Origin of the sequence: Microbacterium testaceum, assembly GCF_001476655.1 — a bacterium.
In the GTDB taxonomy this organism is placed as follows: domain Bacteria; phylum Actinomycetota; class Actinomycetes; order Actinomycetales; family Microbacteriaceae; genus Microbacterium; species Microbacterium testaceum_C.
In genome coordinates, this window is sequence record NZ_LDRT01000046.1 from 1 (window position 1) to 11,590 (window position 11,590).

The 11,590-nt window shown below is 70.1% G+C and carries 9 protein-coding genes and 1 pseudogene; 2 read left to right on the plus strand and 8 right to left on the minus strand.

Annotated elements, in window-relative coordinates; all coding sequences use genetic code 11:
• A pseudogene (locus NS220_RS20055) lies at positions 1 to 268 on the minus strand (hypothetical protein); the annotation flags it as partial.
• A gap of 19 nt (positions 269 to 287) precedes the next feature.
• Between NS220_RS20055 and NS220_RS07720 the strand changes: the two are divergent.
• Complete coding sequence (locus NS220_RS07720; RefSeq protein ID WP_058623500.1) at positions 288 to 2,942, plus strand: carboxypeptidase-like regulatory domain-containing protein; 2,655 nt, start codon at positions 288 to 290, stop codon at positions 2,940 to 2,942.
• A 137-nt stretch (positions 2,943 to 3,079) separates the two neighbouring features.
• Here NS220_RS07720 and glpK read toward each other — a convergent pair whose 3' ends face one another.
• The 3 genes from glpK to NS220_RS07735 form a co-directional block, all read right to left on the minus strand.
• Complete coding sequence (glpK, locus tag NS220_RS07725; RefSeq protein WP_058623501.1) at positions 3,080 to 4,591, minus strand: glycerol kinase GlpK; 1,512 nt, start codon at positions 4,589 to 4,591, stop codon at positions 3,080 to 3,082.
• Between the two features lie 95 nt (positions 4,592 to 4,686).
• Positions 4,687 to 5,442: an MIP/aquaporin family protein gene (locus NS220_RS07730; RefSeq protein ID WP_058623502.1), complete on the minus strand. Its 756-nt coding sequence runs from the start codon at positions 5,440 to 5,442 to the stop codon at positions 4,687 to 4,689.
• Between the two features lie 121 nt (positions 5,443 to 5,563).
• Positions 5,564 to 7,282, minus strand: a complete 1,719-nt coding sequence (locus NS220_RS07735; protein WP_058623503.1) for a glycerol-3-phosphate dehydrogenase/oxidase — start codon at positions 7,280 to 7,282, stop codon at positions 5,564 to 5,566.
• A 107-nt stretch (positions 7,283 to 7,389) separates the two neighbouring features.
• Here NS220_RS07735 and NS220_RS07740 point away from each other — a divergent pair, with 107 nt between their 5' ends.
• On the plus strand, positions 7,390 to 8,355 hold the full coding sequence (locus NS220_RS07740) for a sugar-binding transcriptional regulator (RefSeq protein ID WP_013583489.1): 966 nt from the start codon (positions 7,390 to 7,392) through the stop codon (positions 8,353 to 8,355).
• 30 nt (positions 8,356 to 8,385) lie between these two features.
• Here NS220_RS07740 and dhaM read toward each other — a convergent pair whose 3' ends face one another.
• The 4 genes from dhaM to NS220_RS07760 all read right to left on the minus strand — a co-directional run bounded on the left by dhaM (position 8,386) and on the right by NS220_RS07760 (position 11,523).
• On the minus strand, positions 8,386 to 9,108 hold the full coding sequence (gene dhaM / locus NS220_RS07745) for a dihydroxyacetone kinase phosphoryl donor subunit DhaM (protein WP_058623504.1): 723 nt from the start codon (positions 9,106 to 9,108) through the stop codon (positions 8,386 to 8,388).
• Positions 9,105 to 9,743 (minus strand): dihydroxyacetone kinase subunit DhaL, encoded by a 639-nt coding sequence (gene dhaL / locus NS220_RS07750; RefSeq protein ID WP_058623521.1) that lies wholly within the window; start codon positions 9,741 to 9,743, stop codon positions 9,105 to 9,107. The genes dhaM and dhaL overlap by 4 nt, the downstream gene beginning before the upstream one ends.
• Positions 9,740 to 10,735 (minus strand): dihydroxyacetone kinase subunit DhaK, encoded by a 996-nt coding sequence (gene dhaK, locus NS220_RS07755; protein WP_058623505.1) that lies wholly within the window; start codon positions 10,733 to 10,735, stop codon positions 9,740 to 9,742. Before dhaK ends, dhaL begins: the two co-directional genes overlap by 4 nt.
• An 86-nt stretch (positions 10,736 to 10,821) precedes the next feature.
• Positions 10,822 to 11,523, minus strand: coding sequence for a lysophospholipid acyltransferase family protein (locus tag NS220_RS07760; protein WP_080575471.1), 702 nt, complete (start codon positions 11,521 to 11,523; stop codon positions 10,822 to 10,824).
• Between the last annotated feature and the right edge of the window lie 67 nt (positions 11,524 to 11,590).

Genomic DNA, 11,590 nt, shown 5'->3' on the forward strand with positions numbered 1-11,590 from the left:
CGGCGAGCCCGGGGCCCTCGACACCGAGTCCGCGACCGTCCGCGTCGGCGAGCCCGCGGCCGTCCGCTTCACCGTCCGCGACTCCGGCACCGTCCGCGACCCCGTCCCCGTCCGCCACCCCGCGGCCGTCCGCTTCCCCGTCCGCGACCCCGCGGCCCTCGGTGACGCCCGAGCCGCCGGCATCCGCGTCGCCGAAGCCGTCCTGGTCGCCGAGGCCGTCGGCATCCGCCTCGCCGAGGCCTACGGCGACGCCGTCGCCGACCGTCACGCCGACCGCCGCGCCGCCGGTGCGCGTCGCGCCCGTCTCGACGGCGGTGATCTCGGGAAAGGTGACCTTCCCTCAGGGCGTGAACCTCGCGGGAGGGCAGACGTCGGCGTCCATCAGGTCGTCGAACAGCTGGTATTCCGCCACCGTGGCCAGCGACGGAACGTACTCGTTCTCGGGACTGCCTGCGGGAACCTACTACATCCAGTTCCAGTCTTACGGACGCAACGTGCTGGACCAGTGGTACGGGGGCAACGGGGACTTCTCGTCCGCGACCCCTGTCACCGTCGATGCGGGTCAGACCAGGACGGGCGTGAACGCGACCCTGGTCAAGGGCGGTGAGATCTCCGGAACGGTGACCACGACGGCGGGCGCCGCGGTGGCCTCCGCCCGAGTCGTGGTCTACCGGAAGTCCGACGGTTCGTGGATGGGCCAGTACTCGACGGGAACCGACAGCGACGGCGCATTCTCCTTCTCGCGGCTTCTCCCCGGCGAGTACACGCTGAGCTTCGGCGCCCCCGACGGCGCGAACCTGATCAGCGAGTGGTGGAACGACAAGACGACGCTCGCTTCGGCCAGCTCCGTCACCGTGGCGAAGGGGCAGTCCGTCACCGGCCTGAAAGCACAACTGTCGACGGCCGGCACGGTGACGGGAACCGTGGCCTACGCGGACAAGACCCCCGTCGCCCAGGTCGCCGTCACCGCATACGACCGTGCGGGTGACGTGGTCGGAAGAGGTTCGACAGACGATTCCGGCCGATACTCGATCCCGGGTCTCGGCGGCGGATCGATCGCCGTGGCGGCGTCGGCCCCCGGGGGGATGATCTTCTCCGGAGGAACCGCGTCGCTGACGGGTGCCGCGTTCGTCACCGTCAAGGCGGGTGCACGCGTCACGGTGGACATCGGTGTGGCCGGGGTCACGGTGCGCGGAAAGGTCACGGTCGCCGGAACGACGACGCCCCTCACTGCGGGAACCGTCACGCTGGCCGGTGCATCCGGGCCGCAGGGGGCGGCCGTCGCCATCGCGGCGGACGGCTCCTACACGGTGCGCGGCGTGAGCGCGGGCAAATACGTCGCCCTCGTGACTCCCGGCTCGTCCTCCTACGTGCCGACGTGGTCCGACGGCACGGCCTCGAAGGACCGCGCCGACTACTTCGCCGTGCCCGCCTCCGGTGCCACGAAGGATCTGACCGTCGTGCGGGCGGGGAAGGTGACGCTCACCCCTGCGGTTACCGGCTATGTTGCGCTCTATCGATGGGCATCGACCGGGACGACGTACGTCAAGGGCGACTACGTGTCTGCGGGATCCACCTTCACCGCCGAGGGGCTCGCCCCGGGGGAGTACACGGTGTTGGTCGGGAGGTACTACCTGGGCGGCGCGCCCGACGAATCCACGGCATCGCACTTCACGGTGTCGTCGGGGAAGACGAAGAGTCTCGGCCGGGTCGACACCACCCCGAAGAACGGGGGAGTGATCTCCGGTCGGATCACGGCCACCGATGCGACGTTCGCGTCGGTGACCGCCTACGACGCGACAGGGCGGTCCTACTACGCCTCCTCCACGTCGTCCGCGTCCGGGATGACCTACTCCCTCCCGAACCTGCCGGCGGGCACCTACACCGTCTCCGCGCAGCTCATGGGGTACCCGACGGCCTGGTACGGCGGACGGAAGGCCGCGACGGTCTCCGTGACGAACGGGACCACCACCACGGCGGACATCACGGCCGCGCGTGCGGATGCTTCGCTCTCCGGCAAGGTCACGAAGGCGGGTGCCGCCGCGGCAGGCGCCGGTGTGCAACTGCTCGAGGTGGTCTCGAGCACCCAGACCGGGCAGATCTCGTACGCGACGGCCGCGCCGGACGGCTCGTACTCCTTCGGCAAGGTGCTGCTGTCGGGGCGCACGTACAGGGTCACGGTGTGGGTTCCGGGGGCACCGGAGAAGTCCGTCACCTTCACCGCCTCGAGCGGTACCCTCACGAAGAACGTCACCCTGGATGTCCTCGGCCAGCTGAGCGGTCGGGTGAGCGACCGCGGCACCGGCAAGGCGGCCGCGAACATCCCGGTGCGCGCCGTCCGCGATGGCGATACCGGTGACGGATACAGCACGGTCACGGATGCCGCGGGCGGGTACGACTTCACCGGGCTGCGTGCGGGGACTTATCGCGTGCAGTTCGGCGCGTACAGCAGCGGTTACGCGATGCCGACAAGCATCAGCGGATACGGCGCAGCCACTACGCCCTACTACGCCCCCGAGTGGCTGGATGACTCCGGCACTCGTGAGGGGGCGACGGCGGTGACGGTGACCGCCGGAGCGAAGACCACGGCGAAGGCGGGTGCCGTCGAGCAAGGAGGGACCGTCACGGGTCGGGTCAGCGGGAAGACGGCATCCGGTTCCTCGGTCTGGCTGACGGATGCGACGGTGTCCGTGTACACCCTCCGCGATCAGCTCGTCGTGCGCACGAGCACGGGAGGCGGGGCGCCGGGCGGGTATGCCCTCTCGCTTCGGCCAGGAACCTACAAGATCTGCGCCTCGCTGCCCGAGTCGAGCGCGTACGCGGGCCTTCAGCCCGCCTGCCGTACCGGGACGGTCGCCGTGACGGCCGGAAAGATCACCGGCGGGATGGACGTGGCGCTGACCTCGCGCACCCCTCCGCCCCGATCGAGGACCGGGCACTGAGACCGAGGTCGGGAGCCACGGGGACGGCGATCCCCGGGATCAGCGGCGCGCACGCATCCGCTTGTCCGCCCGCGAGGTGACCCTCGACGACGGAACCCCGCCGGCATGACGCCGACGGGGTTCCGGGAGAAGAGAGCTCAGCGCACGTCTTCGTCGACCCAGTCCATGGACTTGGTGACGGCCTTCTTCCAGAGGCGCAGCTCGCGGTCGCGCTCGTCGGAGTCCATGTCGGGCTCCCAGCGCTTGTCCTCCTGCCAGTTGGCGCGAAGGTCGTCGAGGTTGTCCCAGAAACCGACCGCGAGACCCGCCGCGTAGGCGGCGCCGAGCGCGGTGGTCTCGGCGACGACCGGACGAACGACCGGGACGCCCAGGATGTCGGCCTGGAACTGCATGAGCGCATCGTTGGCGGTCATGCCGCCGTCGACCTTGAGCTCGGTGAGGTCGACACCCGAGTCGGCGTTCACCGCGTCGAGCACCTCACGCGTCTGGAAGGCCGTGGCCTCTAGGGCGGCGCGCGCGATGTGGCCCTTGTTGACGTACCGGGTCATCCCGACGATCGCGCCCCGGGCGTCCGGACGCCAGTAGGGGGCGAACAGGCCCGAGAACGCCGGTACGAAGTACACCCCGCCGTTGTCGTCGACGCTCGAGGCCAGCGCCTCGACCTCGGGGGCCGAGGAGATGATGCCGAGCTGGTCGCGCAGCCACTGGATCAGCGAGCCGGTGACCGCGATCGAGCCCTCGAGCGCGTAGCGGGCGGGCTGGTCGCCGAGCTTGTAGCCCAGGGTGGTCAACAGGCCGTTCTTCGAGTGGACGATCTCCTCACCCGTCTGGAAGATGAGGAAGTTACCCGTGCCGTAGGTGTTCTTGCTCTCACCCGGATCGAACGCGGCCTGCCCGAAGGTCGCGGCCTGCTGGTCGCCCAGGATGCCGGCCACGGGGGTCTCGCGCAGCAGCGACGACGACTCGACGGTGCCGTAGACCTCGGAGGACGACCGGATCTCGGGCATCATCGAGCGCGGGACGCCGAAATCGGCCAGGATGTCGTCGCGCCACTCGAGCGTCTCGAGGTCCATGAAGAGCGTGCGGCTGGCGTTGGTGACGTCGGTGGCGTGCACGCCGCCGTCGATACCGCCGGTGAGGTTCCACAGCACCCAGGTGTCGGTGGTGCCGAAGATCAGGTCGCCGGCCTCCGCCTTCTCGCGGGCGCCGTCCACGTTCTCGAGGATCCAGACGATCTTCGTGCCCGAGAAGTAGGTCGCCAACGGCAGGCCGACGATGCTCTTGTACCGTTCGGTGTCGCCGTCGGCGAGGCGGTCGACGATCGACTGCGTGCGCGTGTCCTGCCACACGATGGCGTTGTAGACGGGCTTTCCGGTGTTCTTGTCCCAGACCACGGCGGTCTCGCGCTGGTTGGTGATACCGACGGCGGCGATGTCGTGGCGCGTGATGTCGGCGCGGCTCAGAGCCAGGCCGATCACCTCCTGGGTGTTGCGCCAGATCTCGAGGGGATCGTGCTCGACCCATCCCGCGCGCGGGAAGATCTGCTCGTGCTCCTTCTGCCCGACGGCGACGACGCCTCCGGACTTGTCGAAGATCATCGCGCGCGTCGAGGTCGTGCCCTGGTCGATGGCGAGGACGTAGTCGGCCATGGATGGACTCCTTTGTCTTGTAGAGAGTGGGAAGAGGTGAAGCGGGGAGCGGGGGCGACGCGCGCCGGGCGGAGCGCGACGCCCCCGCGAGGGTCTTACTTGCCGAGGTGGAGGAGCACCGGGGCCAGCACGCCCGCGAGCAGACCACCGACGAGGGGACCGGCGACCGGGACCCAGGCGTAGCTCCAGTCGCTGGAGCCCTTGCCCTTGATCGGGAGGATCGCGTGGGCGATGCGCGGGCCCAGGTCACGGGCCGGGTTGATCGCGTAGCCGGTCGGGCCGCCGAGGGAGGCGCCGATACCGACCACGAGCAGAGCCACGGGGACGGCGGCGAGACCACCGATGCCGCCCGGGACGCCGATGTCGGCGACGCCGTAGTCGGCGAAGCCGAAGATCACGAACACCAGCACGAAGGTCGCGATCACCTCGGTGAGGAAGTTGAAGCCGTACGACCGGATCGCGGGACCCGTCGAGAAGACGCCGAGCTTGGCGGCCGGGTCGGGCTCGTCGTCGAAGTGCTGCTTGTAGGAGGCCCAGGCGAGAACCGCACCGATGATCGCACCGAGCATCTGCGCCGCGACGGCGACGAGGAACTGGACGAAGCCGATCTTGCCGGCGACCAGCAGGCCGATCGACACGGCGGGGTTCAGCTGAGCGCCCGAGTAGGCGGACACGATGACACCGGCGAAGACCGCGAGGCCCCATCCCCAGTTCACCATCAGGGTTCCGCCGGCGTTGCCCTTCGTCTTCGCCAGGGCGACGTTGGCGACCACGCCACAGCCCAGCAGGATGAGCATCGCGGTGCCGACCACCTCCGAGAGGAAGTACAGCCCCAGATTGACTTCTTGCATGTCGTCATCGACCTTTCTGTTGTCGCCCGTCCACCTTCGGCTCGGGCGTCGTTGCGGCTCGGTGATCCGAACCTATGACCGCCGTGCGGGCGCGCAACAGGTGACGCGCCCGCACGTTCTCTCAGATTGCGGCGACCCCGGCCTCGGCCAGATCCACGCGGTGAGCGGTCAGGAGGATCTCGCGCGTGCGCTCGACTTCTTCGCGCACACGGTCGGCGTCCCACCCGAGGGGAGCGGCGACGGCCTCGGCGACCTCGACCAGCGTGCGCTCGGTCATCCCCCCGACGAACGCGAGGTGGGTCCGGCGCAGGAGCACGTCGATCAGGTGCACGACCTGCTCGTTTCGCGCGATCCACTCGAGCTCCTCGACGTAGTAGCCGGGGGCGTGCTCGATCGGTGTGGGCTCCGCCGGAAGGGCCTCGAGCAGCAGATCGGCGCGGGTGCCGTAGCGCGTGAGGAGGGCTTCGACGAGCTCGCGCGAGTGAGCATTCGTGCGTGCGGCGACCCAACGGCGTCGCGCCTCCGGTGTGGCCGGGAAGCCCGCGCCGCCGCCGATGGGCAGGCCCTGGGTGCTCACCCGGTGCGGACGACGCAGCTTCTGCAGCGTCTTCATGCTGAGGTGCTCGGCCAGCGCGCGGAAGGTGGTCCACTTTCCACCGACCAGGCTCATCGCGGGGACACCCGCGATCTCGTCCTCGACGATGCGGTAGTCGCGCGAGACGAAACCGGGGGCGGTGTCGTCGTGCCGGGGGAGGGGACGGATGCCGGAGAAGGTGTAGACGATCTGCGAACGATGCACCGCGATGCTCGGGAACACATGTCCGACGAGGTCGAAGAAGTAGTCGATCTCGTCGTCGGTGCACACGACCGGCTTCGCCGGATCGGCGTCGATGTCGGTGGTGCCCACGAGCACGCGGTCCTTGAGCGGGTAGATCAGCACGATGCGGCCGTCGGAGTGCTCGAAGAAGATCTCGCGGCCCCCGGTCGCGGCGAGCAGTTCGGGGTTGTCGAGGACGATGTGCGAGCCCTTGGTGCCGCCCATGAACTGGGTCGTGAGTCCCATGGCGGCGTTCGCGAGGTCGGTCCAGGGGCCGGCCGTGTTGAGGATGACCTTGGCCTTGACCGAGAACTCCTCGCCCGAGACCTCGTCGCGCACGCGGACTCCGTTCGCGTCCGCGCCGACGGCGGAGACGTAGTTGACCGCCTGCGTGCGACCGGCACCGGCGACGATGCCGTCGTGGAGAACGTCGAGGGCGATGCGCTCGGGGTCGTGCATCGAGGCGTCGAAGTACGTCGCGGTGTACGCGAGGTCGGGGTTGAGCTTCGGCAGAGCCTGCAGAGACTTCTTCTTGCCGAGGAAGGTGTGGCGGGGAACGGAGCCGCCGTCGCGCGAGAAGGTGTCGTACATGATCAGGCCGACCTTGATCAGGAGGGCGCCGCGCTCGTTGGGCTTGCCCCGACCGTGGGTCACGAGCAGGCGGAACGGAGCCGACAGGATGCCCGAGAACGTCTTGTAGATCGGGATCGTGGTCTCGAGCGGCTTGACGTAGTGCGGAGCGGTCTTGAGCAGGTCGTTGCGCTCGGTCACCGCTTCCTTCACGAGACGGAACTCGCCGTTCTCGAGGTAGCGGATGCCACCGTGCACCATGTGGCTCGATGCCGAGGAGGCGCCGGAGACGAAGTCGCCGCGCTCGACGAGGGCGACGCTGACACCCTGCAGGGACAGGTCGCGGAGAGTGGCGAGGCCGTTGATGCCCCCACCGATGATGAGGACGTCGATGTCTTCGGCGTCACGGAGCGCCTGGACATCGGCGCGGAGCGAAGTTGCGGGGGACGACATGTCGACTGCGACCTTTCGTAGTTGGTACGCCGACAGAATGCGCCCGTCTGCACATTGTTGCAAGCCCCTTGAAAAAACGTGCACAATGGGGTCGGACGGGAGGGCTCATGGTGACCCAGGCAGAAGCCCGCGGGCGGGATGCTCTCCGCGCCGCGCAGCTGTACTACATGCAAGATCTGACGATGGACGCCATCGCGCACGAGATGCGCGTCTCGCGTTCCTCGGTGTCGCGACTGCTTCAGCACGCGCGCGACGTCGGGCTGGTGACCATCTCGATCAGCCCACCCGACGATGCCCGCGGGCAGATGGCGCAGCGCATCGCGGACCGCTTCGGCATCGCCGCGCACGTCGTCCCGACGCCCGCGAGAACCACCGAGGCCGACCGGCTCGAGCGCACGGCGCTGACCGCGGCGCGCATCCTCACCGAGCGGGTCGAGTCCTCCATGACCGTGGGGATCGCGTGGGGTTCCACGCTCTCGGCGATCGCCCGCCACGTCCCCGCCAAGGACGTGCACGACACGCACATCGTGCAGATGAACGGCGCCGCCAACGTGCGCACCAGCGGCATCCCGTACGCCGGAGAGATCCTGTCGCGGTTCGGGACAGCCTGGTCGTCGTCCGTGCACCAATTCCCGGTTCCCGCGCTCTTCGACGACCCGCAGACGAAACGCGCGATGTGGCGGGAACGATCGGTGCGGTCCGTCCTCGAGATCCAGGATCGCGTCGGACTCTTCGTGTTCGGTTTGGGCTCGCCCCAGGCCGACGTGCCCTCGCACGTCTACAGCAGCGACTACTTCGACGTGCGCGACCGGGCCGTCATCGAGCGCGAGGGCGTGGTCGGCGACTGCGCGACGGTGTTCTACCGCGTCGACGGATCGAGCGACATCCCCGAGCTGAACGCCCGATCGAGCGGTCCCGACCTCGACACCGTTCGGCGGATCCCGCGTCGCTTCTGCGTCGTGTCGAGCCTGTCGAAGCTCGACGCTCTGCGCGGCGCGCTCGCCGCCGGCCTCGTCACCGAACTCGTCGTGGAAGAGGCCCTCGCTCGCCGCCTGCTGAGCGTCACGCGCTGAGCGCCCGGCGTGCGTGTCACGCGCGGGGCGTCAGCGCTCGCCGAACCCGTCCTCGATCAGAGCCTGCAGCTCTGTCAGCGCCGCCTGTGCCGCGGGCCCGGTCGCGCTGACACGGACTCTCGAGCCTTGGCGGATGCCGAGAGCCATGAGCGCCAACAGGCTGCGGCCGGAGATCTCCTCGGACCCCGTGTCGAGATCGGCGATGCGCACGTCGGCGTCGTAGCGCGACGCGGCCTTGACGAAAGTGGCGGCCGGACGAGCGTGCAGCCCCGAGGGGTTGGTGACGACCGCCTCGAAGGACGCCTCTGCCCCGCCTCTCTCGGTTGCGGATGCCGATACCTCGGTGTCATCGTCTTCCCCGAGCTGTGTCCGCTTGGCCTCCACGGCCCGGGCGCACTCGGTGGCGACCGTGTCGAGGTCGGCGCCGCCCGCCGCCGTGACCACCGCGGCGACGAGACCTTCGACGAACGGCGCCGGACTCAGCCGGACGCGGCCGGGCTCGGCGACGAACTCCCGCGCGGTCTCCGCGCTGAGGATCGCGGAGCCGAGGTCCATCAACACGAGCACGCCGTCGCCGCTGTCGGCCGACTCGATCGCGGCGGCGATGGCCACGGCATCCGTCCCGAGGTCACCGTCGGGTCCGCCGGCGGCGACGCGCACCGTGGGAGGGTTCTCACCGCCCATCTGCAGGGCCAGCTCGACCGCGGCATCGGCGAGGGCGCGCGAGTGCGAGACCGCCACGAGCCCGATCACGCGGCGTCCGCCAGCGCGTCGCGCAGCGCCTCGAGAAGGAGCGTCGCCGAGGTGGCACCCGGGTCGAGGTGTCCCGCGCTGCGCTCGCCGAGGTAGCTTGCGCGGCCCTTGCGCGCGACGAGCGGCTCGGTGGCGTCGCGTCCGCGGGCGGCGGCCTCGGCGGCGGCCTGCGCGGCGGTGGCGGCGTCGGCACCGTCGGCGGCGGCGGCGTCCCACGCGTCGAGCGCGGGGGAGAGGGCGTCGATCATCGTCTTGTCGCCGAGTTCCGCCTTGCCGCGGGCGACGACCCCCTCCACGCCGGCGCGGAGGGCCGCGCCCAGAGTCGCGGCATCCACGTCGTCCGAGGACAACGCGGGCCCCATCCGGAGGAAGAACGTCCCGTAGAGGGGGCCGCTCGCTCCGCCGACGGAGGAGACGAGCGTCATGCCGACGGTCTTGAACAGCTCGACGGCGCTCGCCGGGGCGGGATCGAGCTTCGCCACCACGGCGTCCAGACCCCGTGCCATGTTCGATCCGTGGTCGGCGTCACCGATCTCGGAGTCCAGACGCGTCAGCTCGTCCTTGTGCTGCTGGACCGCGTCGCGGAACGCGCGGATCCAGGAGACGAGGTCGGCGGTCGACACGGCGCGGCTCATGCGCCCCACCGCAGGCCCGGGGTCACGACCGGCGCGTCCCACAGGCGCAGCATCTCGTCGTCGGCCTTCACCACCGTGAGCGACGCCCCGGCCATGTCGAGGCTCGTGATGTAGTCGCCGATGAGGACGCGCTGCACGTCGATTCCCGCCTCCGCCAGCAGGGGCGCGATCTCTCCGTAGAGCAGGTACTGCTCGATCAGCGGCGTGCCGCCGAGCCCCGACAGCAGCACGATGGCGGGCCCGACCGGGTCGCCGAAGTCGTGGACGATCGGGTCGACCATGAGCTTCGCGATCTCGTGAGCGGATGCCAGCTTCACGCGCGAGCGGCCGGGTTCGCCGTGGATGCCGACTCCCACCTCCATCTCGTCGTCGGGGAGCTCGAAGGTGGGGCGTCCCGCGGCGGGGACTGTGCAGCTGGTCAGGGCGACGCCCATCGAGCGGCCGGCCGCGGACACGCGTCGGGCGAGCGCGGCGACAGCGGCGAGGTCGGCACCCTCCTCGGCCAGCGCACCCACGATCTTCTCGAGCACCACCGTGGTCCCCGTGCCGCGACGGCCCGCGGTCCACGTGGAATCCTGCACGGCGACGTCGTCGGCCACCACGACCGCCTCGACCTGCACGCCCTCCGCGGCGGCGAGTTCGGCGGCCATCTCGAAGTTCAGCACGTCGCCGGTGTAGTTCTTCACGATGTGGAGGACACCCGCACCCGAATCGACCGCCTGGGTAGCGGCGAGCACCTGATCGGGGGTGGGCGAGGTGAAGACCTCGCCGGCGGCGGCCGCGTCGAGCATGCCGCGACCGACGAACCCGCCGTGCAACGGCTCGTGGCCGGAACCGCCGCCCGACACCAGCGCGACTTTGCCCCCGGGCGTCGGTTCGGCCCGCCGGATCACGCGGTTCTCGGCGTCGACGCGGAGCTCGGGATAGGCGGCCTCGATGCCCCGCAGGGCCTCGGCCAGCACGTCTGCCGGGTCGTTGACGAACTTCTTCACGGTGCCTCCTCGTCGTGGCGGTGACGGTTCGGGCCGTCACTCCCGACGATGCTCGCCACGCGCCTGCGCGTCAAGGAGGAAAAGTGTCAGAGTCGCTCGTGGGGGAGGACCTGCTTGATGCGCTCGAGGGGGTTCTGCGCCGGCGCCTCGTTGTAGGCGTTCGCGAGCTCCTGCTCGCTGAGGGCGTGGATGGCGGCCATGATCTCGTCCGTCGCTCCACGGCGGGCGCGGCCCGAGGTCGCGGGACCGTGGGGAGAAAGGTCGAGGGGCTCGCCGAAGCGGACCGTGATGCGCTCTTTCGTCGTGGGGATCTTTGCGCCGACCGGCATGACCTTGTCGGTGCCGATGAGGCCCACGGGCACGACAGGGGCTCCGGTCTGCAGGGCGAGGAAGGCGACGCCGGTGCGGCCCTTGTAGAGACGCCCGTCCAGGGAACGGGTCCCCTCGGGGTAGAGGGCGACGGCGCGGCCGTCCTCGAGGAGGGCGCGCTGCTGGTCGAGGGCGTCGAGGGCCTTCTGCCCGGCCCCCCGCTCGACGGGGATCGCGCCGATCGCGGTGAAGAACTGCCGCGAGGCCCACTTCTCGAAGTACGCCGACTTGGCCATGAAGTGCACCGGGCGAGGGGCCGCCACGGGGATCGCGATCGAGTCGATGAACGACAGGTGATTGCTCGCGAAGATCACCGGCCCGGTACGCGGGACGTTCTCGCGTCCCTCGACGCGCGGGCGGTAGACCGCCCGGGCGAGCGGGGCGATCAGCGAACGCCCGAGGACGTACGTCGCGCCCATCTGCTGCGGCACGGCGGCGGGGGTCTCGGCGGGCACGTCGGAACTCACCCGTCGAGATTACTCGCCG